The organism is Streptomyces chartreusis, assembly GCF_008704715.1.
GTDB classification, from domain to species: domain Bacteria; phylum Actinomycetota; class Actinomycetes; order Streptomycetales; family Streptomycetaceae; genus Streptomyces; species Streptomyces chartreusis.
Genome location: NZ_CP023689.1, coordinates 2,018,315 through 2,045,034, shown reverse-complemented (window position 1 = coordinate 2,045,034; position 26,720 = coordinate 2,018,315). Strand labels below are relative to the sequence as shown.

Genomic DNA, 26,720 nt, shown 5'->3' with positions numbered 1-26,720 from the left:
TGCGCTCACGCGCAAGGGCCCGCGGAACCGTCCGCGGGCCCTTGCGCGTTCCCCGGCCACCGGGTCGACCGGACCGGCAGGGCAAGCCCTGATCCCGGGCGGCCCGCCCCTAGTCGGCGTCCGGCGCCGCGAGGGGCCGCCCCAGTCGCAGGTTCCAGCGCCCGCCGCGCCCACTGAGCTCCGTCGCCGTCAGCGGGGCGACGTCGAGACGCCAGAAGGCCGCCTCGGGCATCCCGAGGGCGTGCAGGACAGCCGCGCGAACGACCTCCGGCTCGACCACGGCGACCGTACGGCCGTCCAGGTCCTCGACGTCCGTCAGCCACCGGGCGATCCGGCCGCAGAACTCCCGCACCGACTCGCCCCCGTGCGGAGCGTGGCCCGGGTCCGTGAGCCAGCGGCCCAGCGACTCCGGCTCGGCGGCACTCACCTCGTCGAGCGTGCGGCCCCGCCAGCGGCCGACGTCCGGTCCCGCCAACTCCGGGACCGCCGGGCCGTGCAGACCGAGAGCCCCGGCCGTCTCCCGGCAGCGCAGGCCCGGCGAGGTGAGCACCCGGGCGGCCGGGGGCAGGGTGCCGGCGGCCGCGCGTGCCCGCGCCGCGCCGGTGTCGTCGAGCGGGGTCCGGCCGTCGTCGAAGCGGGCCCGGCGCAGGCTTGCGTTCATCGCGGGTGAGATGAAGGTGACGCGGCTGGTCACGCGGTCGCTCCTCGGGCCGGGGTCATGACGTGCTCCTGGCTGCCCGGGGGCCCTCACCGCGAGAGCGGTGAGGGCCCTTGGCCGGTGGGCCGGGTCAGGACGGGGACAGCTCGCCCCGTACCGTACGGGCCGCCGCCACCAGGTTCTCCAGCGAGGCCCGGGTCTCCGGCCAGCCGCGGGTCTTCAGGCCGCAGTCGGGGTTGACCCACAGCCGTTCGGCGGGGATCGCCTTGAGGCCGGTACGGAGCAGTTCGGCTGCCTCCGTCACGCTCGGCACCCGCGGGGAGTGGATGTCGTAGACACCCGGCCCGGCCTCGCGCGGATAGCCGTGCGCGGCGAGCTCGCGGGCGACCTGCATGTGCGAGCGGGCGGCCTCCAGGCTGATGACGTCCGCGTCGAGGTCGTCGATGGCCCGGACGATGTCGCCGAACTCGGCGTAGCACATGTGGGTGTGGATCTGGGTGTCCGGCCGGACCCCGCCGGTGGTGAGCCGGAACGCCTCCGTCGCCCAGGCGAGATACCCGGCCCGGTCGGCGGCGCGCAGCGGCAGGGTCTCCCGCAGGGCGGGTTCGTCGACCTGGATGACGCGGGCGCCGCCCGCCTCCAGGTCGGTCACCTCGTCGCGCAGGGCGAGGGCGACCTGGCGGGCCGTCTCGCCGAGCGGCTGGTCGTCGCGGACGAAGGACCAGGCGAGCATGGTGACCGGCCCGGTGAGCATGCCCTTGACCGGGCGGGACGTCAGGGACTGGGCGTACGCCGTCCAGCGCACCGTCATCGGCTCGGGCCGCGAGATGTCGCCGGCCAGGATCGGCGGGCGGACGTAGCGGGTGCCGTAGGACTGCACCCAGCCGTGCTGTGTGGCGAGGTACCCCGTGAGCCGCTCGGCGAAGTACTGGACCATGTCGTTGCGTTCGGGCTCGCCGTGCACCAGGACGTCGATGCCGGTCTTCTCCTGGAAGGCGACGACCTCCTGGATCTCGGCCCTGACACGGTCCTCGTAGGCGGCCATGCCGATCCGGCCGGCCCGCAGGTCGGCGCGTGCGGTGCGCAGCTCGCCGGTCTGCGGGAACGAACCGATCGTGGTCGTCGGCAGCAACGGCAGCCTGAGGTGGGCGCGTTGGGCCGCGGCCCGCTCGGCGTACGGCTGCGAGCGGCGGGCATCCCCGGTGGTGACGGCTGCCGCACGGGACCGTACGGCAGCGTCGCGGGTGATCGGCGAGCCCGTTCGGGAGGCCAGGTCCGCCCGGTTCGCGGCGAGTTCGGCGGTGATCGCGCCGGTGCCCTGGGCGAGGCCCTTGGCGAGGGTGACGACCTCGGCGGTCTTCTGCCGGGCGAAGGCCAGCCAGCGCCGGATCTGCGGCTCGATGTCCCGCTCGGCCGCCGCGTCCAGCGGCACGTGCAGCAGGGAGCAGGAGGCCGCGACGTCGACCCGGTCCGCGAGGCCCAGCAGGGTGCCGAGCGTGGCGAGCGACGCCGACAGGTCGTTGACCCAGACGTTGCGGCCGTTGACGACACCGGCGACCAGCCGCTTGCCGGGCAGCCCGCCTGCCGCGGCCAGCGCCTGGAGGTTGCCGCCCGCGGCCTCGGTGAAGTCGAGCGCCAGCCCCTCGACCGGCGCCTTCGCCAGCACGGGCAGCGCCTCGCCGAGCCGGTCGAAGTACGAGGCGACCAGCAGCTTCGGCCGGTCGGTGAGCGCGCCGAGGTCACGGTAGGCGCGCCCGGCGGCGTTCAGCTCGGCCGGGGTGCGGTCCTGGACCAGCGCGGGCTCGTCCAGCTGGACCCACTCGGCGCCCGCCGCGCGCAGGTCGGCCAGGATCCGCGCGTACACCGGCAGCAGCCGGTCCAGCAGGGTGAGCGGCTCGAAGTCCGCGGCGACGCCGGGTGCCGGCTTGGCGAGCAGCAGGTAGGTGACCGGCCCGACCAGGACCGGCCGGGCGGTCAGGCCCAGCGCCAGGGCCTCCTTCAGTTCGGCGACCTGCTTGGCCGAGTCCGCCGCGAAGACCGTGTCCGGGCCCAACTCGGGTACGAGGTAGTGGTAGTTGGTGTCGAACCACTTCGTCATCTCCAGCGGCGCGACGTCCTGCGTGCCGCGGGCCATGGCGAAGTAGCCGTCCAGGGCGTCGGTCTCGACGGCGACACGATGCCGCTCGGGGATCGCGCCGAGCGCGACGGTGGTGTCCAGGACGTGGTCGTAGTACGAGAAGTCGCCGGTCGGCACCTCGTGGATGCCGGCGTCGGCGAGCCGGCGCCAGTTGGCGCGGCGCAGTTCGGCGGCGGTGGCACGGAGGGCGTCGGCGGTGACGCGGCCCTTCCAGTAGCCCTCGATCGCCTTCTTCAGTTCCCGGTCCGGGCCCTGACGGGGGTAGCCGTACACGGTGGCCCGTGCTGCCGCGGCTGCGGGCTTGGTGGTCACGGAGATCTCCTTCGCGAGATGAATCCCTGAGATCCCGGCGACGGGACGAGAGCGCGAAGGGGTGACGGACCGGACGGCAGCGGCCGTACGGCCACCGCTCGGTCATGTTCGCCGACCCGCCCTCGAGGTCACCGGGATGTCCGCGCACGAGTGGTTCGCGCGCGGGCAGTTGGCAGGTCTTCGGACTCGCGGGCACGTCCTCATCTCGTGAGGACTCCTACTGGCCGTCGCTTCCCAGGCCCGGTACGTCGGGCTCAGTGCTGATGACGGCGGTCGTTCCCGCTCACCGCTGCGGGGCAGTCCCGGATTCCCACCGGGTTCCCTCTTACGACGCATCCCGCCTGGCGGACGGGGCGAACCAGCTGCACCGGTCAGCCTACCCGGCCGTACGTGTGGAACCCCCGCCCGCTCTTGCGGCCCAGCAGCCCCGCCTCGACCATCCGCTGGAGCAGCGGGGGAGGGGCGTACAGGGGTTCCTTGAACTCGTCGTAGAGGGACTCGGCGATCGAGGCGACGGTGTCGAGGCCGATCAGGTCCGCGAGCCGGAGCGGGCCCATGGGGTGGGCGCAGCCGAGTTCCATGCCGGTGTCGATGTCGGCGGCGGTGGCGAAGCCGGACTCCGCCATCCGGATCGCCGACAACAGGTACGGGATCAGCAGGGCGTTGACGACGAAGCCGGCCCGGTCCCGGGAGCGGATCACGGTCCTGCCGAGCGTCCGGGCGGCGAACTCCTCGACGGCGGCGGTCGTCTCGGCCGAGGTGTGCAGCGACGTCACGACCTCCACCAGCGGCAGCACCGGAACGGGGTTGAAGAAGTGCAGGCCCACGACCCGGTCCGCGCGGCCGGTCGCCATGCCGAGCCGCATGACCGGCAGTGAGGAGGTGTTGGTGGCCAGGACGGCCGCGGGGTCCTCGATGATCTTGTCTAGCGCGGCGAACACCTCGGTCTTGGCGTCCGGGTTCTCCACGACGGCCTCGACCACGAGCTGCCGGTCGGCCAGGTCCTCCAGGCTGCCGGTGAACACCAGACGGTCGAGCACGTCGGCCGCGGCCGGCTCCGTCAGTTTCCCCCGCCGTACCGCGCGGTCCAGCGACGCGGTCACCCGGTCCCGGGCGGCCCGCGCCGCGACCGCGTCCACCTCGCACACCACCGTGTCGAGCCCGGCCCGTGCGCACACCTCGGCGATCCCGGCGCCCATCTGCCCGCCGCCGACCACCCCGACCCGCCGGATGCCCCCGCTCATGCCCCGGCCTCCGTCCGGCGCACCAGATGACGGGAGTAGGCGTCCGGGGTGAAGAACAGCGGCAACTCGCCTGCCAGCGCCGTCCGTTCGAACAGGGCACGTATCTCGTCGACCGGCGCCCACGGGTACTCGGCGCCCAGAGCGGCGAGCTCGTCGTCGAGCAGCCGCAGCACCGTCTCCCGGTCGATGACCCGGTGCCGCAGCCACTGCCAGATCTGCACGCGTGCGATCTCGGCGGTGGCCGCGTCCTCGATCAGTCCGCCCACGGCGACGGCACCTTGCCCGCGCAGCCAGGCCGCGAAGTAGCGCAGCGCGACGGCGACGTTCGTGCGCACGCCGTCGGGGGTGGGCGGCCCGCTGATCCGGCGTACCGAAAGCAGGTCGGAGGGCGTCACCTCCACGTCCTCACGACTACGGTCGATCTGGTGCGGGCGGTCGCCGAGGACACCGTCGAACACCTCGCGGCAGACCGGGACGAGGTCCGGGTGGGCCACCCACGATCCGTCGAAGCCGTCCTCCGCCTCCCGCTCCTTGTCCAGCCGGACCCTGGCGAGCGCGGCCGGATCCTCGCCGGGCACCTGCGCGGCCATGGCGCCGATGGCATGGGCACCGCGCCGATGGCAGGTGCGCACCAGCAGTTCGGTGTACGCCCGCATGAAGGGGGCGGTCATCGTCACCTGCGCCCGGTCGGGAAGAAGGAAGTCGGTGCGGTGGCCGAACGTCTTGATCAGGCTGAACAGGTAGTCCCAGCGGCCCGCGCCGAGCCCCGAGCTGTGCTCGCGCAGCTCGTAGAGGATCTCCTCCATCTCGAACGCGGCGGTCACCGTCTCGATGAGCACGGTGGCGCGGACGGTGCCGCGCGGGATGCCGAGCAACTCCTGGGCGAGGACGAACACGTCGTTCCACAGCCGGGCCTCGTACCGGTTCTCCAGCTTCGGAAGACAGAAGTACGGTCCCTGCCCCGCCTCGATCCGGCGCCGGGCGCAGTGGAAGAAGTACAGCCCGAAGTCGACGAGGGCGGCGGGCACGGGACGCCCGTCGTACGCGAGGTGCTCCTCGTCCAGGTGCCAGCCGCGGGGGCGGACCACGAGGGTGGCGTGCTGCTCCCCGACGTCGAGCAGCGCGATCTGCCCGTCGATGACGTTGTCCCAGGTCGGGGAGGTGGCGTCCTCGAAGTCGGCCACCCACACCTGGGCACCGGAGTCGAGCGCGTCGGACGCCGTACGGCTATCGGGCGGCCCGGTGATCTCCACGCGCCGGTCGGCCAGCCCCGGGGCGGGCGGTGCGACACGCCAGGTGGGATCGGCGCGGACGGTCGAGGTGACCATGGGGAAGTCGAGCGGGGTGCCCGCGGCGAGCCGGAGGGACTGACGCCGGCGCTCCCGCATCAGGTCCTGACGCCGCCCACCGAAGGCGGCGGCGAGGTGGCCCAGGAAATCCAGGGCGGCGGGGGTGAGGATCTCGTCGTGGCGCCGGCCCGGGGCGCCGAGCACACGGACGTGATGGGTCAGTGCGGTGGTGGACAACGCTTTCTCCTGACAAACGGCGGCGAAACGTCCTGTTCTTGGGGCGCGCGGGGAACTGCGCGACCAGCCCCCACGCACCCGCGGCCGACAAACCGGCCTAGTGGAACTGCTCTTCCTCCGTGGAACCGGCCAACGCGGTCGTGGAAGAGGCGGGATTCACCGCCGTGGACACGAGATCGAAGTAACCCGTACCGACTTCCCGCTGGTGCCTCACCGCCGTGAATCCCTGCGCCTGCGCCGCGAACTCCCGCTCCTGGAGGTCGACATACGCCGTCATCCCGTGCTCGGCGTAACCCCGCGCAAGGTCGAACATCCCGTGGTTCAGCGAGTGGAACCCGGCCAGCGTGATGAACTGGAACCGGTACCCCATCGCCCCCAGCTCCCGCTGGAACTTGGCGATCTGGTCGTCGTCCAGCGCGGCCTTCCAGTTGAAGGACGGCGAGCAGTTGTAGGCGAGCATCCGATCCGGGTACTCGGCGTGCACGGCCTCCGCGAACTCCCGCGCCTGCGCGAGGTCCGGCGTACCGGTCTCCACCCAGATCAGGTCGGCGTACGGGGCGTAGGCGAGTCCGCGTGCGATGACCGGCGCCATGCCGTTGCGTACCCGGTGGAAGCCCTCCGCCGTGCGCTCGCCGGTCACGAACTCGGCGTCGCGCTCGTCGACGTCGCTGGTGAGCAGGTTCGCGGCGAGGGCGTCGGTGCGGGCGATGACGACGGTCGGCACATCGGCGATGTCGGCCGCGAGGCGGGCCGCGTTGAGGGTGCGGATGTGCTGCGAGGTCGGCACCAGGACCTTGCCGCCGAGGTGGCCGCACTTCTTCTCCGAGGCGAGCTGGTCCTCGTAGTGGATGCCGGCCGCGCCGGCCGCGATCATCGCCTTGGTCAGCTCGAAGGCGTTCAGCGGACCGCCGAACCCGGCCTCGGCGTCGGCGACGATCGGCGCGAGCCAGTCCGTGCGGTCACCGGCGTCCTCCGAGACGGCGATCTGGTCGGCGCGCAGCAGGGCGTTGTTGATCCGACGGACCACCTGGGGAACGGAGTTGACCGGGTACAGGCTCTGGTCGGGGTAGGTGTGCCCGGCCTGGTTGGCGTCCGCGGCGACCTGCCAGCCCGACAGATAGATCGCCTGGAGGCCGGCCCTGACCTGCTGCACGGCCTGGCCGCCGGTGAGCGCGCCGAGCGCGTGGACGTAGTCCCGCTCGTGAAGTTGGCGCCACAGCCGCTCGGCACCGCGCCGGGCCAGGGTGTGCTCCTCGCGGACGCTGCCGGACAGCCGTACGACGTCCTCGGCGGTGTAGGTGCGCTCGATGCCCCGCCAGCGCGGGTCGGTGGCCCAGCGCCGCGCGAGTGCCTCGGCCGCCTGCGTCCTCGCCTGTGCCATGACTGTCACCGTCTCCTCGGTCTGTTGCGTCTGCCAAGTCCGTGCCGATCGCGGCAATGGCTGGCACTGTGTGTCGTCAAGGGGTTGCGGCTCGCCGCCGCCCGGAGGGCGAAGCAGAGCAATGTTGCTGGCCTCTAATGAGTTTCGGCGGGCCGCACGAAGACTCTGACACTGGCACTGAGTGCCAACAATGGTGGACGTCTGCCAAGTTCTGCGAATCTTCTCGCCGCCGTTTGCCAAGCTTGCGAAGGGTTCGGCAGGCGGGTGTTCGCGTACGCTGACCGGGTTGCGTCCCGGACCTGGAGGTGCGCGGTGAGCAAGACGTACGCGGGTGCGCGGCTGCGGCGGCTGCGCGAGGAACGCCGGATGAGCCAGGCGGAACTCGCCCGCGTCCTGGGTATCTCCCCGAGCTATCTGAACCAGATGGAGCACGACTCACGCCCGCTCACCGTGCCCGTGCTGCTCCGACTCACCGAGACGTTCGGCGTCGACCCGGGCTTCTTCTCCGAGCGCGACACCGCCCGGCTCGTGGCCGACCTGCGCGAGGCGCTCACCGGCGAGATCGCCGCCGCCCGGGTCTCCCCGACCGACCTCGCCGAACTGGCCTCGCGCATGCCCGCGGTCGCGCAGGTCCTGCTCGACCTGGGCCGCCGCAACCAACTGCTGTCCGAGCGGCTCGCGGGGCCCGACGGCCGCGACATCGCCGAGGCGGCACCCCGCTCGCCGCACGAGGAGATCCGCGACTTCTTCTACCGTCGCCAGAACTACCTCCACGACACCGACGTCGCGGCCGAGCAGCTCGCCGAGCGGATCGGCATCCGGCCCGGCGAGGTCCTGCGGGCCCTGACCGCCCGTCTGACGGACGCCCACGGGATCCGCCTCGCCGACACCCACGCCGCCCGGGAGGCCGACGCCCGGGGGAACCGCCCGCCCACCGGCTCCGGCGACCGGCTCCACCACTACGACGCGTCGACCCGCACCCTCCACCTCTCGACCCGGCTGCGCCCCGGCCAGCGGGCCTTCCGCATGGCGACCCAGCTCGCGCTGCTGGAGTACGCCGGCGAACTGGACCGGCACGCCGCCGAGGACTTCCCGGCCGGCTCGCCCGCCCACACCCTGGCCCGCATCGGCGTCGCCAACTACTTCGCCGCCGCGCTGGTGCTGCCGTACACCGCCTTCCACGCGGCGGCCGAGGAGGTCCGCTACGACATCGAGCGGCTCACCGACCGCCACGGCCTCGGCTACGAGACCGTCTGCCACCGGCTCAGCACCCTCCAGCGCCCGCGCCTGCGCGGAGTGCCCTTCTCCTTCGTGCGGGTCGACCGGGCAGGCAACATGTCCAAGCGGCAGTCCGCGACCGGGTTCCACTTCTCCCGGGGCGGCGGCACCTGCCCGCTGTGGAACGTCTACGAGGCGTTCGCCGCGCCCGGCCGGATCCATGTGCAGGTCGCCGAAATGCCGGACGGACAAAGGTACTTGTGGGCCGCCCGTGCGGTCACCCGGCACCGCGGCGGCTGGGGCGAGCCCGGCAAGACGTACGCCATCGGACTCGGCTGCGAGATCCGGCACGCCCACCGGCTCGTCTACTCCGACGGCCTCGACCTCACCAGCCCCTCCGCCGCCACCCCGATCGGCATGGGCTGCCGCGTCTGCGAACGCCTCGACTGCCCGCAGCGGGCGGCGCCGCCCCTCGGGCGGACCCTGCGCATCGACGAGAACACCAGCACCTTCGTGCCGTACCCCGTGACCGGGCGCACGAGTTGAGGGGTGCGCGGAGTTGATAGCCTCGGCGGGCCAGTCGAGCCACATCCGAGGCCAGGGAATCCGGTGCGAATCCGGAACTGACGCGCAGCGGTGAGGGGGACGGGCGGGGCACGCGCCACTGGGAGACCGGGAAGGCGCCCCGGCCGGACGAACCCGAGTCCGAAGACCTGCTGGCACCTCCACGCCCCCGGGCGGGGAGGACGTCCGTAGGCCAGGCTCCGCGTACGAGCCCCGACACCCGAGGCAGGCCCGTGCTCCCCTCCCGCCCCGCGCCCACCGAACCCCCGGCACCCACCGCCGCACCGTCTCGCGTCGTCGTCTGCCGGGACTGCTGCTGCGGCACCCCGAAGGTGACCGGGGTCGACCACGCGCAGCAGACCGCTCGCCTCGCCGCGAACGTGCCCGTGCGCGTCTCCGACTGTCTCGACGTGTGCGAACACGCCAACGTGATCGTCGTCCAGCCGTCCGCCGCCGCCCGCGCGGCCGGCGCCCGCCCCGTCTGGCTCGGCCTCGTCAACGACCCCGACGCCACCGAGGACATCATCACCTGGGTCCGGGCCGGCGGCCCCGGCGTCGCGCCCTGCCCCGACGTGCTCGACCTCTACACCTTCACACCGCCCCGGCGGGCCGCGGACGCCAAAAGGTTGAAGCCAGAACAGTGAGTGCCTGAAGATCGGAAGGACCGATCCGCGCGACAGCGAGGTGAGAGACCCGATGTTCACCACCCGTCCCACCCTCCAGGGCACCTTCGGCATGGTGTCCTCCACGCACTGGCTCGCCTCGCAGTCCGCGATGGCCGTGCTGGAGCGCGGGGGCAACGCGTACGACGCCGCCGTCGCGGGCGCGTTCGTGCTGCACGTGGTCGAGCCGCACCTGAACGGTCCGGCCGGGGAGGTGCCGATCCTGCTCGCCCCGGCGGGCGGCGAGGTACGGGTGCTGTGCGGGCAGGGGCCGGCGCCGGCCGGGGCCACCGTCGCGCACTACCGGGAACTCGGACTGGAGCTGGTGCCGGGGACCGGGCCGCTGGCGGCCGCCGTGCCCGGCGCCTTCGACGCCTGGATGCTGCTGCTGCGGGACCACGGGACCCAGCCGCTCGCGGAGGTGCTGCGGTACGCCGTCGAGTACGCCGAACACGGGCACGCGCCCGTGGAGCGGGTCGGCGAGACCGTGGAGACCGTGCGGGAGCTGTTCGAGACGGAGTGGACCTCGTCGGCCGAGGTGTATCTGCCGGGCGGCCGGGCGCCCCGCCCCGGGGAGCCGTTCCGCAACCCCGCCCTCGCCGCCACCTGGAAGCGGCTGCTCCACGAGGTCGCGGACGCCGGCGACCGGATCGCGCAGATCGAGGCCGCGCGCGAGGTGTGGCGCTCCGGCTTCATCGCCGACGCGCTCGTACGGCAGGCCGGCCGCCCGACCCTGGACACCAGCGGCGAGCGGCACTCCGGCACGCTCACGGCCGCCGACCTCGCCGGCTGGTCCGCGACCTACGAGGCGCCGGCGAGGTACGACTGGAACGGCTGGACCGTGTGCAAGGCCGGCCCCTGGAGCCAGGGCCCCGTCCTCCTCCAGCAGCTCGCGCTGCTCCCGCCCGAGCTGCCGCGGTACGGGTCCGCCGACTACGTCCACCTGCTGATCGAGGGCTGCAAGCTGGCCATGGCCGACCGGGAGGCCTGGTACGGCGACGCGGCCGAGGTGCCGCTGGCCGACCTGCTGTCGGACGAGTACAACGCCGCCCGGCGGGCGCTGATCGGCGAGAAGGCCTCGCACGAGCTGCGGCCCGGCAGCCCCGGCGGGCGTGACCCGCGACTGTGCGCCCACGCGCGCGTGGCGGCCGCCGCCCGGCCCGGCTCCCACGCGCCGGGCGCCGGGGAGCCGACCGTCGCCAAGAGCCCCACGTCCCCGGTGCCGGGCGAGCCCGATGTCGCCGCCGACGGCGGGACCCGGGGAGACACCTGCCACATCGACATCGTCGACCGCTGGGGCAACATGATCGCGGCGACCCCCAGCGGCGGCTGGCTCCAGTCCAACCCCGTCGTGCCCGAGCTGGGCTTCCCGCTCGGCACCCGGCTCCAGATGACCTGGCTGGAGGAGGGACTGCCGAACTCCCTGACCCCGGGCCGGCGGCCCCGCACCACCCTCACGCCCTCCGTCGCCCTGCGCGACGGCGTGCCCGTCATGGCCTTCGGCACGCCCGGCGGGGACCAGCAGGACCAGTGGCAGCTCCACTTCCTCCTCGCGGTCGCCCTGCGCGGCCCGGTCCGCGGCGGCCTCGACCTCCAGGGCGCGATCGACGCCCCGAACTGGCACAACGACAGCTTCCCCGGCTCCTTCTACCCGCGCGGGATGCGGCCCGGGAGTGTGACCGTGGAGTCCCGGACGGACGCCGCGGTGGTGGAGGAGCTGCGGCGGCGCGGTCATGACGTCACCGTCGGTGACGCCTGGTCGGAGGGCCGGCTGTGCGCGGTGGCACGGGACCCGGAGACCGGCGTCCTGTCGGCCGCGGCGAATCCGCGCGGGATGCAGGGATACGCGGTCGGGCGCTGAGGAGAACACCGGTCTCAGCTTTCTGACCTGCTGATATCGGCCCCTCATATTCACGTCGATGCCATCTGCCGGTCACCCGGCGGGCAGGGATTGTCAGAGGGCCGTGTTCTTATTGACGCGTGATCGAATACAACGAAACCATCGAAGAGTTTCTCGCACAGCACTCGGCCGACGTGGAGGAAGCGGTCCGCAAGGCGGCCGCGGCCGAGATCATGCCCCGCTTCCGGCAGCTCGCCGAGCACGAGATCGACCAGAAGAGCGGACCGCACGACCTGGTCACCGACGCCGACCGGCTCGCCGAGCGGTTCCTCACCGGGGCCCTCGGCGCGCTCCTGCCCGGCTCGGTCGTGGTCGGCGAGGAGGCCGTGCACGCCGACCCGGCGTCGTACGAGGCGATACGCGGCGACGCGCCGGTCTGGATCATCGACCCCGTCGACGGCACCCGCCAGTTCGTGAACGGCGACACCGGCTTCTGCACGCTGGTCGCGCTCGCCCGGCACGGCGTCCTGCTCGCCTCCTGGACCTACGCCCCGGCCCGCGACCAACTCGCCACGGCGGTGCGCGGCCAGGGTGCCCACCTCGACGGCGTACGGCTGCGGTCCGGCGCGCCGGAACCCGGCCGCGACCTCGAAATCGCCACGTCCCACCCGGACTACACGACCGATGACCAAAAGCGCGGCCTGCTCGGCCTGTGGACCGACGGCATCGCGCCGCGCTCCTGCGGATCGGCGGGCCTGGAGTATCTGGCCGTCGCACGGGGCGAGTTGGACGCGACCGCGTTCAGCTGGGAGGCCGCCTGGGACCACGCCGCGGGCATCCTCCTGGTCGAGGAGGCGGGCGGCGCCCACCTGACCCGCACGGGCGAGCCGTTCCGGATCACCGGCGGCAACGCACTGCCGTTCACGGCGGCACGGGACGCGGCGACGGCTCGCCGGGTGGCGGGGCTGCTGGCCGGCGGGGCGTGAGGACCGACCTGGGCCGCGCCCACCGGGCGGTACCGCCCGCGCCCTGCGCTGTCGGTGCCCCGGCATATCCTGATCCTTCAAGGCCGTCGGCTGACGAAGGAGTCCGAAGGTGCCGTCGATGCTCGATGCGGTCGTGGTGGGTGCGGGGCCGAACGGACTGACCGCTGCCGTGGAGCTGGCCCGCCGCGGCTTCTCCGTGGCCGTGTTCGAGGCACGCGACACCGTCGGCGGAGGCGCCCGTACGGAGGAGCTGACCCTCCCCGGCTTCCGCCACGACCCGTGCTCCGCCGCGCACCCCCTCGGCATCAACTCACCCGTGTTCCGGACCATGCCCCTGGACCGCTACGGCCTGGAGTGGCTGCACCCCGGCCTGCCGATGGCGCACCCCTTCGCCGACGGCACCGCCGCCGTGCTGTCCCGGTCCGTCGCCGAGACCGCGGCGTCCTTCGGGCCGCGCGACGCGGGACCGTACCGCAGGCTCGTCGAACCGTTCCTGCCCAAGTGGGACACCCTGGCCCGCGACTTCATGTCCCTGCCGCTGACCGCGCTGCCCCGCGACCCGGTCACCCTCGCCCGGTTCGGCCTGGTCGGGCTGCCGCCGTCCACCTGGCTGATGCGGCGCTTCAAGGACGAGCAGGCCAGGACCCTCTTCGCCGGTCTCGTCGCGCACGTCATGGCCCCCCTCGGCGGCTTCGCCACCGGCGCCATCGGCCTGGTCTTCGCCCTCGCCGCGCACGCCCGCGGCTGGCCCCTTGCCCGCGGCGGCTCCCAGTCCATCTCCGACGCGCTCACCGCGTACCTGGAGGACCTCGGCGGCAGCGTCCACACCGACTACGAGGTCAAGCGGCTCGACGACCTGCCGCCCGCGCGCGCGTACGTCTTCGACACCTCGCCCACCGCCCTGGCCCGCATCGCCGGCCTCGGCAACTACTACGAGGGCTATCGCTACGGCCCCGGCGTCTTCAAGATCGACTACGCGCTGGACGGCCCGGTGCCGTGGACCGCGCCCGAAGCGCGCCGCGCCGGCACCGTGCAGATCGGTGGGAACAGCGCGGAGATCGACGCCGCACTGCGCGCCGCGTCCCGGCAGGGCCGGGCGCCCGACAAGCCGTTCATGATCACCGTGCAGCCCGGTGTCGTCGACCCGTCCCGCGCCCCCGAGGGCAAGCAGGTCTTCTGGGCGTACGGACACGTCCCGAACGGCTGGACCGGTGATCTCACGGACGCCATCGAACGCCAACTGGAGCGCTTCGCCCCGGGGTTCCGCGACCGAGTCCTCGCCCGCGCGACGGCCGGCCCCGCCGAACTCGCCGTCCGCAACGCCAACTACGTCGGCGGCGACATCGGCTCCGGCGCCGCGTCCGGACTCCAGCTCCTGCTGCGGCCCAAGCTGTCGCTGTTCCCGTACACCACCCCGCACCCGGCGGTCTTCATCTGCTCGTCGGCGACCCCGCCCGGACCGGGCGTGCACGGCATGTCGGGGCACAACGCGGCCAAGGCGGTGTGGCGGCGGCTGCGGCAGGAGCCCTGACGCCGCTCAAACGATCTACTTTTACCGGTAGTTGAGGCCGCAGGGTAAGGAAAACCTGTGTCTTCTTTGTCACTCCGCTTACCGGGGGGTAGGTAGCTGAATGCTCAACGGCCGCGAGTAGGGTGCGGCCATGAAAGATCGGAAAGCGGTTGCCCGCTGTCGATCCCGGTCTGCCGTGCGCCTCGCCGACCTCGCCCTGCTCGTCAGAGCGCCGGCCGCGCTGAGTGTCCCCGGTGACGTGATCGCGGGAGCGGTCGCCGCCGGACGGCCGCTGGGTGCCCGTACCTTCGGAGTGATCGGTTCCTCCGTCTGTCTGTACTGGGCCGGCATGGCCCTCAACGACTACGCCGACGCGGCCGTCGACGGTGTCGAACGTTCCGATCGGCCGGTGCCGTCCGGACGCGTCCCGCGCCGCACCGCTCTCGCCGTGGCCGGCGGGCTGACCGCGGCGGGGCTGGGTCTCGCGGCGGTCGCGGGTGGCCGCCGCAGTGTCTGTGCCGCGCTGCCGCTGGCCGGGCTGGTCTGGGCGTACGACCTGAAGCTGAAGTCGACGGCGGCGGGTGGCTTCGCCATGGCGGGGGCTCGGATGCTGGACGTCCTGGCCGGGGCGGTCGTGCCCGGGTCCGGTGCGCAGCCGGCAGGTGTCGCGCTTCGCCGTGCCGCCGTGCCTGCCGCGTTGGTCGGTGCGCACACGGGCACGTTGATGGCTCTCAGCCGGCACGAGATCGGCGGTGCGCCGGTGCGGGTGCCGGCGGCGACCCTGGCCGTGTCGGCGGTGACGGCGCTTGCCGCGGCCGTTCCTGTCGCCCGGTCCGACTCCGGGAGTGCCGGGCCGGGGCGTCTGTCGTCTGCGGCGCCGTCTCGGCCGGTCGCGCAGTTCCCCGCGCCCCTGAAGGGCGTTGCTGCTGCCGCGCGCCTCAGGGAACTCTGCGCCGCCCCCTCCGAAGGGCTTCGGGCCGCGGCCTCTGAAGGGTTTCGTGCGCCGGCCGCCGAGGGGCTTCGGGTCGCCGCCTTCGAAGGGCTTTGTGCGCCGGCCGCCGAGGGGCTTCGGGTCGCCGCCTTCGAAGGGCTTTGTGCGCCGGCCGCGGAGGGGCTTCGTGCCGTCGTCTCCGGAGGGCTTCGTGCGCCGGCCTCCGAAGGGCTTCGGGTCGCCGCCTCTGAAAAGCTTCGTGCCGTCGTCTTCGGAAGGTCAGGCACTGTCTCCGCCGGAACATTGCCTGCTGTCGTCGCCGCCGGTGCCGCTCTTGCCTATCTCGGGGCGTACGGGAGCGCGCAGGTCCGGGCCCTGCGGGAGCCCTCGGCCGGCAACGTGCAGCGGGCCGTCGGGGCCGGGATCCTCGGGCTGATGCCTCTTCAGGCCGCGTTGATCGCACGGGGTGGCTCGCCCCGTGTCGCCGCCGCCCTCGGCGTCGTCCATCCCCTCGCGCGACGGCTGGCACGGCGTATATCCCCCACCTGAGACCCACCCACCTCCGTGTGAGGAACCGGCAAGCATGAGACCTCCCCCCACGCCCCTCAAGTTCGGCTACGGCACCAACGGCTTCACGCATCACCGGCTGGCCGACGTCCTCGTCGTCCTCGCCGACCTCGGCTATGACGGCGTCGCGCTCACCCTGGACCACAACCACCTCGACCCGTACGCCGAGGACCTGCCGCGCCGCGTCACCGCGCTCGCCCGGCAGCTCGACCGGCTCGGGCTGGACGTGACAGTGGAGACCGGCGCGCCCTTCTTCCTCGACCCCTGGGGCAAGCACCTGCCCACGCTGATGTCGGACGGCTCCGAGCCCAGGATCGACCTGCTGCGCCGCGCCCTGCGCATCGCCGCCGACCTCGGTTCGCCCACCGTGCACCTGTGCAGCGGCCCGGCACCGGAGGGGCTGCCGGAGGAGGACGCCTTCAAGCGGCTCGCGGAAGGCGTCGGGGTGGTGCTGGAGAGCGCAGAGAAGCACGGGGTGGCGCTGGCCTTCGAGCCGGAGCCGTACATGTTCGTCGACACCGTCGAGCGATGTCTGCGGCTCGCCCGACTCGTCGGTGGGCACCCGTTGTTCGGGGTCACCTTGGACATCGGCCACGCGCACTGCGTGGAGGAGCAGCCACTGCTGGAGTGCGTCCGCCTGGCCGCGCCCCTCCTGCGCAACGTGCAGATCGAGGACATGCGGCGCGGGGTCCATCGGCATCTGGAGTTCGGCTCCGGAGAGATCGACTTCCCGGCCGTGCTGGCCGCTCTGCGCGACCTCGACCGTCGCGGACTGGTCTCCGTGGAGATCCAGGGCGGCTCGCTCGACGCGCCCGAGGTCGCCCGCCGCTCGATCGACTACCTGCGCACGGCCGAACGCGCCGCCGCCGATCTCTAGCCCCACCACCGCAGGCCCCCGACCTCGTCCGGGTCAGGTCCCACATCGGTTCCGGCTCGGACCTCCCCCTCGGTTCCGATCACCCGCATCACGGCTCAACCCCTCCCCACTAGCCGGAAGTCGCCCCCCATGGCCGTAACGAACGCTTCCCCCTCGCCCCCACCCGACCCCCGCCCCGCCCTCGCCGGCGTACTGGACCCCGCCGCCCGTGCCTGGCTCGACGGCGGTGCCGCCGAGGTGGCCGCCGAACCCGGCGCCGTGCGGCGTCTGTTCCCGGCCGTCCGGCGGCGCTGCGGGCGCGGTCGCCTCACCCCGTACTGGACCGTCGACGAGGCCGCCCGGGCCGTACTGCTCAACGCGCTGCCCCTGAGCGGGCGGGCGCTCGCCGACGAGGTCAGCCGGCTCCATCGGCACGGCGACCCTGCCGAACAGCGTGCGGTCCTTCGGACCCTGCCGCTGCTCGACCTGGGCGACCTCGCGCTGCCCCTGGTCCGGGAGGCCCTGCGGGGCAACGACACCACCCTGATCGAGGCCGCGCTCGGCCCGTACGCCGCCGCGCACCTCCCGGACGCCGAGTACCGCCAGGCCGTACTGAAGTGCGTGTTCTGCGAGATCCCGCTCGCCCGGGTCAGCGGCCTCGACACCCGCGCCGATCGCGAACTGGCCCGGATGCTCGCCGACTTCGCGCACGAGCGGATCGTCGCCGGACGGGACGTGCCCCCGGACATCCGGCCCGTCGTGCGTGCCTTTCCGGACGTCATCGGCACCGCGCTCGCACCCGCGCTCATGGGCCCGGGCGCCGACGTACCCAACGAAGCCGACGTACCCAACGAAGCGGACGTACTCGAGGAAGAGGACTGACCGTGCGCATCTTCGATCCCCACATCCACATGACCTCCCGGACGACCGACGACTACGAGGCGATGTACGCGGCCGGGGTGCGTGCCGTCGTCGAGCCCGCCTTCTGGCTGGGCCAGCCCCGTACCTCGCCCGAGAGCTTCTACGACTACTTCGACGGGCTGCTGGGCTGGGAGCCGCACCGGGCCGCCCAGTTCGGCATCCAGCACTTCTGCACCATCGCGCTCAACCCGAAGGAGGCGAACGACCCCCGCTGCCTCCCCGTCCTCGACGAACTCGACCGCTATCTCGCCAAGGACCGGGTCGTCGCCGTCGGTGAGATCGGCTACGACTCGATGACACCGCAGGAGGACGAGGCGCTCGCCCGCCAGCTCCGGCTCGCCGTCGAGCACGAGCTGCCCGCCCTCGTGCACACCCCGCACCGCGACAAGGCCGCCGGTACGCGCCGCACCCTGGACGTCGTACGGGAATCGGGCATCGCCCCGGAACTCGTCGTTCTCGACCACCTCAACGAGCTCACCGTCGGCGTGGTCCTCGACAGCGGCTGCTGGGCCGGGTTCTCGATCTACCCGAGGACCAAGATGAGCGAGGACCGGATGGTCGAGATCCTGAAGGAGCACGGCACCGACCGGATGCTCGTCAACTCGGCCGCCGACTGGGGGCGTTCGGATCCGCTGAAGACACGGCGGACCGCCGACGCCATGCTCGCCGCCGGGTTCGACGAGGACGACGTCGACAAGGTGCTGTGGCGCAACCCGGTCGCCTTCTACGGGCAGAGCGGGCGGCTGGAGCTGGAGGAACCCGAGCCCGACGAGACGGCGACCTTCGAGGGCAACTCCATACGCCGCGGGGGAGCGTGAGATCCGATGCGCTTTCTGCACCCGGACGGCAGCACCGTCCACCTCGGCTACTGCAGCAACGTCCACCAGGCGGAGGACCTGGACGGCGTGATCGCCCAGCTCGCCGACCACGCCGAGCCCGTCCGTGAGCGGCTCGGGACCGGACGGCTCGGCATCGGGCTGTGGCTGGCCCGCGGCGTCGTCGGCGAACTCGTCGATGACGCGGGCGCGTTGGGGCGGCTGAGGAGCGAGCTGCGGGCGCGCGGCCTGGAGACGGTCACCCTCAACGCCTTCCCGTACGCCGGCTTCCACCGCGAGGTCGTCAAGAAGGACGTGTACCTGCCCGACTGGGCCGACGAGGCCCGCCTGGAGTACACGCTCGACTGTGCCCGCGTCCTCGCCGCCCTCCTCCCGGACGACGTCCGGCAGGGCAGCGTCTCCACCCTGCCCCTCGCCTGGCGCGCGCCGTGGCCCCGCGACCGCGCCGAGGAGGCACGCCGGGCGCTGGACCGGCTCACCACCGGGCTCGCCGCGCTGGAGTCGAGGACGGGCCGCCGTATCCGCGTCGGCTTCGAACCGGAACCGGGATGCGTCGTCGAGACCACCACCCAGGCGGTACGCGAACTGGGCGGACTGGATCCCGACCGGCTCGGCGTCTGTCTCGACGCCTGCCATCTCGCCGTCCAGTTCGAGGACCCGGCCGCCGCGCTGCACCGGCTCGCGGAGGCCGGTCTTCCCGTCGTCAAGCTCCAGGCGTCCTGCGCCGTGGAGGCCGCCCGCCCCGCCGACCCCGACGCCCGCGCGGCCCTGCACCGGCTCGCCGAGCCCCGGTTCCTGCACCAGACCCGCACGACGGCCGACGGCGACGTCCTCGGCGTGGACGATCTGCCGGACGCCCTCGGCGGCGGCCTCCCCGATGCCGGCGGGCCCTGGCGCGTCCACTTCCACGCCCCGCTGCACACCCGGCCCGAACCGCCGCTGCGTACGACCTCCGCCCAGCTCGACCAGGTTCTCGCCGGACTGCTGGGCGGCCCTTCGGCCGACTGCGCACACATCGAGGTCGAGACCTACACCTGGTCCGTCCTGCCCGAACCGCCCGCCGACCTGCCCGGCGGCATCGCCGCCGAACTCGCCTGGGCCCGCGACCGGCTCACCGGCCTCGGCCTCAAGGAGGACCCGTCATGAACCGTGTGGTCGTACTCGACATCGTCGGCCTGACCCCGAAGCTCCTGAAGCACATGCCGTCCGTCGCCGCCCTCGGCGAACGCGGCTTCCAGGCCCGGCTCGACACCGTGCTGCCCGCCGTGACCTGCACCGTCCAGTCCACCCTCCTCACCGGTGAACCCCCCTCCACCCACGGCGCGGTGGCCAACGGCTGGTACTTCCGCGACCTCGGCGAGGTCATGCTGTGGCGCCAGCACAACGCCCTCGTCGCAGGCGAGAAGATCTGGGAGACGGCCCGGAAGTCGAACCCCGACTACAAGGTCGCCAACATCTGCTGGTGGTACGCGATGGGCGCCGACGTCGACTGGACGGTCACCCCGCGCCCCGTCTACTACTCCGACGGCCGCAAGGAACCCGACTGCTACACCTGGCCGCCCGCCCTGCACGACGAACTCACCGACCGGCTCGGCCCGTTCCCCCTGTTCACCTACTGGGGCCCGGGCGCCGGCATGCCCTCCACCCAGTGGATCCTCGCCGCAGCCCGCCAGGTCTTCGACGAGAAGCGCCCCGACCTCACCCTCGTCTACATCCCGCAGATGGACTACGAGCCCCAGCGCTCCGGCCCGGACTCGGACGCGACCGCCGAGGCGGCCCGCCGGCTCGACGACGCCCTGCGCCCGTTGCTCGACCACTTCCTGCGCGAGGGCGCGACCGTCGTGGCGCTCAGCGAGTACGGCATCACGCCCGCCTCCCGCCCCGTCGACATCAACCGGGCCCTGCGCCGGTCCGGCCTGCTGGAGGTGTACACGCAGGACGGCATGGAGTACCTCGACCAGTGGACCTCCCGGGCCTTCGCGGTCGCCGACCACCAGATCGCCCATGTGTACGTCCGTGACCCGGCGGACACCGAGGCGGTCGCCAAGCTCGTCGCCGAACTGGACGGCGTGGAACGGGTGCTGGACGCCGAGGGCAAGACGGCCCACGGCCTGGACCACGAGCGCTCCGGCGAACTCGTCGCCCTCGCCGACCCCGACGCCTGGTTCACGTACTACTACTGGCTCGACGACGACCGCGCCCCCGACTTCGCCCGCCAGGTCGAGATCCACCGCAAGCCCGGCTACGACCCCGCCGAGCTGCTCTACGACGAGACGGTCCCCGCGGTGAAGCTGCGCGCCGTCGGCCAGGTCGCCCGCAAGAAGCTCGGCTTCCGCTACCGCCTCAAGACGGTGCCGCTGGACCCGTCCGGCGTCCGCGGCAGCCACGGCCGGCTGCCCGCCGACCCCGCCGACGGCCCCGTACTGCTGTGCTCGCGGCCGGACCGGGCGCGGGAGGCCTACGCGGCCACGGAGGTCAAGTCCCTGCTCCTCGCCCTCGCGGACCCGCACACCGAAGGAACCGAGAAATGACGGCCCACCCGCCCCTCCCCACGGTCCGCCCCCTGCTCGACCCGGCCCCCGAATACGCCAAGTGGCAGTCCGAGGAGCCGATCAGCCGGGTGACGATCTGGGGCGACAACAGCCCCTGGCTGATCACCCGTCACGAGGACGCCCGCACGGTCCTCGCGGACCCCCGCTTCAGCGCGGACGCCAATCACCCCGACTTCCCCCACACCCGCCCCGGAGCCCCGCCCCAGGCCCCCGGCCTCTTCCACCAGATGGACCCGCCGGACCACACCCGGCTGCGCCGCATGCTGATCCCCGACTTCACCTTTCGGCGGATCGAGCAGATGGAGGGCGCCATCCAGCGGATCTGCGACGACCTGCTGGACACGATGACAGCGGCCGGCACGACCGAGGCGGACCTGGTGGCGTCGTACGCGCTGCCGCTGCCCACCCTCGCCATCTGCGAACTGCTCGGCGTGCCCTACGAGGACCACGGCTTCTTCCGCGAGAAATCCAACGCCCTCACCAGCGTCGCCGGCGATCCGGCCGAGGCGATGAACGCCCGCACGGCGCTCTACGGCTATCTGCGCGCCCTGATCGAACGGCGGGCGCAGGACCCCGCCGACGACCTGATCTCCCGGCTGGCCGCGGAGCGCGTGGCGACCGGCGAGGCCACGCTCGACGAGGCCACCGGCATGGTCTCCCTGCTCCTGCTGGCCGGCCACGAGACCACGGCGAACATGTTCCCGCTCGCCGTGATCGCCCTGCTGCACAACCCGGCCCAACTGGACGCGCTGCGCGCGGACGAGTCCTTGTGGCCCGGGGCGGTGGAGGAACTCCTGCGCCATCTGACCGTCATCCACTCCGGGATCCGCCGGATCGCCACGGCGGACGTGGAGCTGTCCGGGGTCCGCATCCGGGCGGGGGAGGGCGTGGTCGTGGCGTTGCAGTCAGCGAACCGCGACCCGGCGCGGTACACCGGACCCGACGACCTCGACGTGCACCGCGACGCGTCCGGCCACCTGGCCTTCGGGCACGGGCTGCACCAGTGCCTCGGCCAGGCCCTGGCCCGCGCCGAACTCCGCCTGGGCCTGGCCACCCTGTTCCGCAGGCTCCCGATGCTGCACCTGACGGCCCCGTCGGACTCGCTCGGCCTGTCCACCAGCACGGTCCACGGGGTGCGCTCGCTGCCGGTCGCCTGGCGGTGAACCTGCGGTGGCGGTACCGCCCTGCTATAGAGGCAGTCATGACCACCATCAGGTTCGTGCAGGGCGACATCACACGCGAGACGGCCGACGCGATCGTCAACGCCGCGAACTCCTCCCTCCTCGGCGGGGGAGGAGTCGACGGCGCCATCCACCGCCGCGGCGGCCCGGCGATCCTCGATGCCTGCCGGGACCTGCGCGCCTCGCAGTACGGCAAGGGCCTGCCCACGGGTCAGGCGGTCGCGACGACCGCGGGGGACCTGGACGCCGGCTGGGTGATCCATACGGTCGGCCCGGTCTGGTCGGCCTCCGAGGACCGCTCGGCGCTGCTGGCCTCCTGCTACCGGGAGTCCCTGCGCGTGGCCGACGAGCTGGGCGCCCGCACGGTCGCCTTCCCGGCGATCTCCACCGGCGTGTACCGGTGGCCGATGGACGACGCGGCGCGGATCGCGACGGAGACGGTGCGGGACACGCCGACCTCCGTCGAGGAGGTGCGGTTCGTCCTGTTCGACGACCGGGCCTACGAGGCGTTCGCACAGCAGGGCTGACGCTCCCGGGGAGGCGTCCCGTATCCTGCCACCAGGTCGTGTTCGATCAGGAGCCGAGAAATCAGGGAGGTGGGGTTGATGACCGCGCGCAGGGCCACCGTGTGCAGCGTCCGGGTCTCCCTCACGTCCCGGGCCGTGGCCTGACCTCAGCCTGTCCGCCCTCGCCGGGAGCGTGAGCTCGCGGGGCGCCCACCCGAACACGACCATGAAACGGATCCCCATCCATCATGCGCAACTGGATCACCCGCGCCGAGACTAGCGCCGACATCCGCGCCGTCCGTGACATCAACCTCGCCGCGTTCCCCACCTCGGAAGAGGCCGACCTCGTCGACGCGCTGCGCGAGGACCCCTCCTGGATCGAGGGCCTGTCCCTCGTCTCCACCGACGACGACGGCCGCCCCGTCGGATTCGCCCTGCTGACCCGGTGCCACATCGGCGACGTGCCGGCCCTGTGCCTCGCACCCTGCGCGGTCCGGCCCGAGTGGCAGAGGACCGGCGCCGGCTCCGCGGCCGTCCGCGCCGCCCTCGCCGCCGCCCGGTACATGGGCGAGCACCACGTCGTCGTCCTGGGGCACCCGGCCTACTACCCCCGGTTCGGCTTCACCCGCGCCTCCGCCCACGGCATCGGCCTCACCATCGACGTCCCCGACGAGGCCTTGATGGCCCTCGCCCTGGACGCCGGCCACCCGCTGCCCGGCGGAACCGTGCGCTACGCCGCACCGTTCGGCATCTGACCCGACCGGTGGGGCGGGGCGGCACCTCGCCTCCGCCCCACCGGCCGTCTAGCGGCCGGTCGAGCCGTCGATCAGCTCCCGCAGGATGTCCGCGTGCCCCGCGTGACGCCCGGTCTCCTCGATCATGTGGGCAAGGGCCCAACGGACGCCGGGACCGGGGCGGTCCGACCCCGGCCGGGGAAGCGGCGCACCCAGGTCGGCGCACCCGTCGAGCACTTCGTTCGCACGCGCGACAGCGTCGCGGTACCGGGTCACGACATCGGCCACGCTGTCCGTCGGCGCCGCCCGGAAGGTCGCCTTCCAGTCGGGGACGTGCTCCCCGAGGAACAGGGAACGCTCGACGAACGTCAGATGGTTGAGCAGGCCGAGCAGGTTCGTCCCCGACGCCACCGCGGCGGTGCGCACCTGTGGCTCGGATGCGCCCTCGACCTTCGCGGCGACCGACGTGCGGAGGTAGTCGAGGAACCCGCGCAGGACCTCGCTCTCGCCGCCTCCGGTCCGGGGCGGCGGATTGTCACGGCGGCGGGTGCGGCGCGCGGTGCTGCTCATCGGGTCTCCCGGTGTCGGCGGACGGCCAGTGTGGCCAGGCACCCGGCGCCCCGGCACGGAATGTTGCGGTTACGGCAACAAAGGGGGACCCCACCGCCGGTACCACGCCCCGCCCGCCTCTCCTGACCGTGCCGCCTCTGCCGTTCATTTACCCTCCGTTCGGCCTTTACTCAGCCGTGAACACAGATCGCACACAAGTCCGCGACTCTCAGTGCGCTTTGGGTGATTCTTCGCTGCCGGCGAAAAACAGCCCATCCGGTGGAGTGGAGAGGGGGTGGTTTCCATGGTTTCGTCGCGGTTCTTGTATGTGGTTTGGGGGACACCGCAGAGACCCGTCGAGGAGGATCAGTCGGTCGGCTGGCGGCTGGTCGGATCCAATCACCGTGAACTGGGGCGCAGCGCCGAGTCGTTCGCCGGTTTCACGGAGTGCCGGGCCGCGGTGCTGTGGCTGAGAGAGCGGATCTCCGACGCCAGGGTGCTGTTGACCACGACGGAGGCGGCCGGCGGCTGGAGCTGGCGCCTGGAGATCGACGGCAGGGCCGTCGCGGTCGCGGGGCGGCGCTATCAGCGACAGCGGGACTGCCAGTACAACTTCGCCCAGTTCCTCAACACGGTCCAGGTGGCAGAGCTGGCAGAGCCGCTGCCACCCCCGTCGCGAGGGGCCGGCGCACGGCGGCGTGCCGGGACGCGTGTGCGATGAGTGCCGTCGTACCCGGACTCGGGCAGCCCTGCGGACCCCCGCCCGAACCGGGCCCGGAAGGCGGTCCCGACGACGGCGGCGCCCGACGCGCACCGCGCGGCCGGACCGAACCCGTGGACCGCCTCTTCCAGGGCGTCCTGCGCGGCAGCGGGGCCGTCGTCCTGGCGATCATGCTGCTGGTCGGCGTCTTCCTCACCTACCGCGCGTCCCAGGCGCTGGGCGTCGCCCAGTGGTCGTTCCTCACCACCTCCGCCTGGGAGCCCGACTCGCGCCGCTTCGGCATCGCCGCCGTGCTCACCGGCACGGTGCTGATCGGGGTGACCGCGATCTGTATCGCCGTACCGCTCGCCCTCGGGACCGCGCTCTACATCTCGGAGTACGCGCCCCGGAAGCTGAGGCGGACCCTGATCAGCCTGGTGGACCTCATGGCCGCCGTGCCGAGTGTCGTGTACGGGCTGTGGGGGTTCTTCCTGCTCCAGGGCCAGGTCGTCGGGCTGTCCCGGTGGATCGCCACCTACTTCTCCTGGATCCCGGTCTTCGCGGTCGACGGCGTCGACCCGGGCGACCCGCTCCAGACGACCACCGTCTACACCTCCTCCACGTTCATCGCCGGCATCGTCGTCGCGCTGATGGTCACGCCGATCGCCTGCTCGGTGATGCGGGAGACCTTCTCGCAGGCGCCGCCCGGGGAACGCGAGGGCGCCCTGGCGCTGGGCGCGACCCGGTGGGGGATGATCCGCGCGGTCGTCCTGCCGTACGGGCGGGGCGGCATCATCGGCGGCACCATGCTGGGCCTGGGCCGGGCGCTGGGCGAGACGATCGCCGTCTACATGATCATCTCGCCGGTGTTCTCCGTGCAGTGGCACGTCCTGCAGAACGGCGCCAACTCCGTCTCCGCGCTGATCGCCCTGCGCTACGGCTCCGCCAGCGAGTTCGGCATGTCGGCCCTGATGGCCGCCGGGCTCGCGCTGTTCCTGCTGACCCTCGTCGTCAACTTCGTCGCGTCCTCGATCGCCGCCCGCAGCCGCTCCGGCGCCGGAACGGAGGCCTGAGCATGACCACCGAGCTCCTCAAGGAACCCGCGACCGTGCGACCGGCCGCCGAGGACCACGACAGCGCCCCCGAGGTCCGCCGGAACACCTCCTCGGTGCAGGCCTTTGACCTGCTCGCCCTCGCGGGCGCCGCCGCGGGAGGGGTGTCGTTCACGGCGCTGCTGTTCGTGTGGATCGCCCCGTTCGACTCGGTCCTCGGCTTCGTCGTCGTCGCGTACCTGCTGTTCCTCGCGCTGTACGCGGTGCTCGTCTCCTTCGACGAGAACTCCGTCGCCGTACGCGACAAGGTCACCGCCGTGCTGTGGCAGAGCCTCGCCGTGCTGCTGCTCGGCTCGCTCGCACTGGTCGTGGGGTACACGCTGTGGCGCGGCAGGTCGGCCCTCGTCCACATCGGCTTCTTCACCGAGGACATGTCGGGCACCGGCCCGCTGGAGCCGCTCAGCGAGGGCGGCGTGGTGCACGCGATCGTCGGCACGCTGGAGCAGATCGCCATCTCCCTGGCCGTCACCGTGCCGCTCGGGCTTGCCTGCGCGGTGTTCCTCAACGAAGTGCCCGGACGCTACGCGCGTTTCGTACGGACCATCGTCGAGGCGATGACCGCCCTGCCGTCGATCGTGGCCGGCCTGTTCATCTACGCCACCGTCATCCTCATCCTCGGCTTCGACAAGTCCGGCATCGCCGCCGCGCTCGCGCTCGGCGTGATGATGCTGCCGATCGTCATCCGCGCCGCCGACGTGGTGATCCGGCTGGTGCCGGGCTCGCTGCGGGAGGCGTCGTACGCGCTGGGCGCGAGCCGCTGGCGGACGGTGTGGACGGTCGTCCTGCCCACCGCGCGCTCAGGGCTCACGACCGCCGTGATCCTGGGCACCGCCCGCGGCATCGGCGAGACCTCCCCGGTGCTGCTCACCTCCGGGGTCAACGCCGGCCTGAACGCCGATCCGCTCAACGGCCCGCAGATCTCGCTGCCGCTGGCCACCTTCGACCTGGTGCGCTCGCCCCAGCCCTCCTTCATCGCCCGCGGGTTCGGCTCCGCCGCGCTGCTGATGGCCCTGGTCCTGCTGCTGTTCGTGCTGGCCCGGGTGATCGGCGGGCGCGGCCCGGGCGAGCTGACCCGCAATCAGCGCCACCGGCGAGTGCTCGCCTCACGGCGCGACGCCGAGCGCATGAGCAGGCGCGCCGGACTCAGGCCCCGGCAGCCCGCCGGCTCCCCGAGCACCGGCTCCCCGCCACCCGTCGACACCGCCCCGGGGCCGGCCCCCGAGTAATCCCTGACGCA

At 72.8% G+C, this 26,720-nt stretch carries 23 protein-coding genes and 2 riboswitches; of the genes, 17 read left to right on the top strand and 6 right to left on the bottom strand.

Going from position 1 to position 26,720, the window contains the following annotated elements; genetic code table 11:
• Positions 1-109: 109 nt before the first annotated feature.
• The 5 genes from CP983_RS08520 to aceA form a co-directional block, all read right to left on the bottom strand.
• A complete protein-coding gene (locus CP983_RS08520) occupies positions 110-694 on the bottom strand; it encodes a histidine phosphatase family protein (RefSeq protein WP_150499154.1) in 585 nt (194 codons plus the stop codon).
• 94 nt (positions 695-788) lie between these two features.
• The gene (gene metE, locus CP983_RS08515; protein ID WP_150499153.1) at positions 789-3,107 is read right to left on the bottom strand and encodes a 5-methyltetrahydropteroyltriglutamate--homocysteine S-methyltransferase; all 2,319 of its coding nucleotides are present in this window, start codon (positions 3,105-3,107) and stop codon (positions 789-791) included.
• A gap of 154 nt (positions 3,108-3,261) precedes the next feature.
• Positions 3,262-3,485: riboswitch (cobalamin riboswitch) on the bottom strand.
• Positions 3,479-4,351: a 3-hydroxybutyryl-CoA dehydrogenase gene (locus CP983_RS08510; RefSeq protein WP_150499152.1), complete on the bottom strand. Its 873-nt coding sequence runs from the start codon at positions 4,349-4,351 to the stop codon at positions 3,479-3,481. Its footprint overlaps the riboswitch before it by 7 nt.
• Positions 4,348-5,877, bottom strand: coding sequence for a malate synthase A (gene aceB, locus CP983_RS08505; protein ID WP_150499151.1), 1,530 nt, complete (start codon positions 5,875-5,877; stop codon positions 4,348-4,350). The genes CP983_RS08510 and aceB overlap by 4 nt, the downstream gene beginning before the upstream one ends.
• A gap of 97 nt (positions 5,878-5,974) precedes the next feature.
• Positions 5,975-7,258, bottom strand: coding sequence for an isocitrate lyase (aceA, locus tag CP983_RS08500; RefSeq protein ID WP_125527423.1), 1,284 nt, complete (start codon positions 7,256-7,258; stop codon positions 5,975-5,977).
• A gap of 312 nt (positions 7,259-7,570) precedes the next feature.
• Here aceA and CP983_RS08495 point away from each other — a divergent pair, with 312 nt between their 5' ends.
• The 14 genes from CP983_RS08495 to CP983_RS08430 all read left to right on the top strand — a co-directional run bounded on the left by CP983_RS08495 (position 7,571) and on the right by CP983_RS08430 (position 23,143).
• Complete coding sequence (locus CP983_RS08495) at positions 7,571-9,022, top strand: short-chain fatty acyl-CoA regulator family protein (protein ID WP_150499150.1); 1,452 nt, start codon at positions 7,571-7,573, stop codon at positions 9,020-9,022.
• Between the two features lie 14 nt (positions 9,023-9,036).
• Positions 9,037-9,211: riboswitch (cobalamin riboswitch) on the top strand.
• Between the two features lie 62 nt (positions 9,212-9,273).
• A complete protein-coding gene (locus tag CP983_RS08490) occupies positions 9,274-9,684 on the top strand; it encodes a (2Fe-2S) ferredoxin domain-containing protein (RefSeq protein ID WP_189748510.1) in 411 nt (136 codons plus the stop codon).
• 52 nt (positions 9,685-9,736) lie between these two features.
• Positions 9,737-11,563, top strand: coding sequence for a gamma-glutamyltransferase family protein (locus CP983_RS08485; protein ID WP_150499149.1), 1,827 nt, complete (start codon positions 9,737-9,739; stop codon positions 11,561-11,563).
• Positions 11,564-11,682: 119 nt separating this feature from the next.
• Positions 11,683-12,528, top strand: coding sequence for an inositol monophosphatase family protein (locus tag CP983_RS08480; protein WP_150499148.1), 846 nt, complete (start codon positions 11,683-11,685; stop codon positions 12,526-12,528).
• 118 nt (positions 12,529-12,646) lie between these two features.
• Positions 12,647-14,059, top strand: a complete 1,413-nt coding sequence (locus CP983_RS08475; RefSeq protein ID WP_150506475.1) for a phytoene desaturase family protein — start codon at positions 12,647-12,649, stop codon at positions 14,057-14,059.
• Positions 14,060-14,189: 130 nt separating this feature from the next.
• Positions 14,190-15,518 carry a UbiA family prenyltransferase gene (locus tag CP983_RS08470; protein WP_189748507.1) on the top strand — a complete coding sequence of 443 codons (1,329 nt, stop codon included), beginning with the start codon at positions 14,190-14,192 and terminating at the stop codon, positions 15,516-15,518.
• A 34-nt stretch (positions 15,519-15,552) separates the two neighbouring features.
• Entirely contained in the window at positions 15,553-16,413 is an 861-nt protein-coding gene (locus tag CP983_RS08465; RefSeq protein WP_150499146.1) for a sugar phosphate isomerase/epimerase family protein, read from the top strand.
• A 129-nt stretch (positions 16,414-16,542) separates the two neighbouring features.
• Positions 16,543-17,274 (top strand): EboA domain-containing protein, encoded by a 732-nt coding sequence (locus CP983_RS08460; RefSeq protein WP_189748504.1) that lies wholly within the window; start codon positions 16,543-16,545, stop codon positions 17,272-17,274.
• Between the two features lie 2 nt (positions 17,275-17,276).
• Positions 17,277-18,131 (top strand): TatD family hydrolase, encoded by an 855-nt coding sequence (locus tag CP983_RS08455; protein ID WP_150499145.1) that lies wholly within the window; start codon positions 17,277-17,279, stop codon positions 18,129-18,131.
• Positions 18,132-18,137: 6 nt separating this feature from the next.
• A complete protein-coding gene (gene eboE, locus CP983_RS08450) occupies positions 18,138-19,295 on the top strand; it encodes a metabolite traffic protein EboE (RefSeq protein ID WP_150499144.1) in 1,158 nt (385 codons plus the stop codon).
• Positions 19,292-20,680 carry an alkaline phosphatase family protein gene (locus CP983_RS08445; protein ID WP_150499143.1) on the top strand — a complete coding sequence of 463 codons (1,389 nt, stop codon included), beginning with the start codon at positions 19,292-19,294 and terminating at the stop codon, positions 20,678-20,680. Before eboE ends, CP983_RS08445 begins: the two co-directional genes overlap by 4 nt.
• Positions 20,677-21,864 carry a cytochrome P450 gene (locus CP983_RS08440; RefSeq protein WP_150499142.1) on the top strand — a complete coding sequence of 396 codons (1,188 nt, stop codon included), beginning with the start codon at positions 20,677-20,679 and terminating at the stop codon, positions 21,862-21,864. Before CP983_RS08445 ends, CP983_RS08440 begins: the two co-directional genes overlap by 4 nt.
• Positions 21,865-21,902: 38 nt before the next feature.
• A complete protein-coding gene (locus CP983_RS08435) occupies positions 21,903-22,409 on the top strand; it encodes an O-acetyl-ADP-ribose deacetylase (protein ID WP_150499141.1) in 507 nt (168 codons plus the stop codon).
• A gap of 227 nt (positions 22,410-22,636) precedes the next feature.
• On the top strand, positions 22,637-23,143 hold the full coding sequence (locus tag CP983_RS08430; protein ID WP_150499140.1) for a GNAT family N-acetyltransferase: 507 nt from the start codon (positions 22,637-22,639) through the stop codon (positions 23,141-23,143).
• A gap of 48 nt (positions 23,144-23,191) precedes the next feature.
• Here the strand turns inward: CP983_RS08430 and CP983_RS08425 are convergent, their stop codons facing one another.
• Positions 23,192-23,692 (bottom strand): DinB family protein, encoded by a 501-nt coding sequence (locus tag CP983_RS08425; RefSeq protein ID WP_150499139.1) that lies wholly within the window; start codon positions 23,690-23,692, stop codon positions 23,192-23,194.
• A gap of 283 nt (positions 23,693-23,975) precedes the next feature.
• Here CP983_RS08425 and CP983_RS08420 point away from each other — a divergent pair, with 283 nt between their 5' ends.
• From CP983_RS08420 to pstA, 3 genes are read left to right on the top strand one after another with little or no spacing between them, the layout of a single operon-like run.
• A complete protein-coding gene (locus tag CP983_RS08420) occupies positions 23,976-24,392 on the top strand; it encodes a hypothetical protein (RefSeq protein WP_150499138.1) in 417 nt (138 codons plus the stop codon).
• Positions 24,389-25,444 carry a phosphate ABC transporter permease subunit PstC gene (pstC, locus tag CP983_RS08415; protein WP_150499137.1) on the top strand — a complete coding sequence of 352 codons (1,056 nt, stop codon included), beginning with the start codon at positions 24,389-24,391 and terminating at the stop codon, positions 25,442-25,444. The genes CP983_RS08420 and pstC overlap by 4 nt, the downstream gene beginning before the upstream one ends.
• 2 nt (positions 25,445-25,446) lie before the next feature.
• Complete coding sequence (gene pstA, locus CP983_RS08410; RefSeq protein ID WP_150499136.1) at positions 25,447-26,709, top strand: phosphate ABC transporter permease PstA; 1,263 nt, start codon at positions 25,447-25,449, stop codon at positions 26,707-26,709.
• Positions 26,710-26,720: the final 11 nt, after the last annotated feature.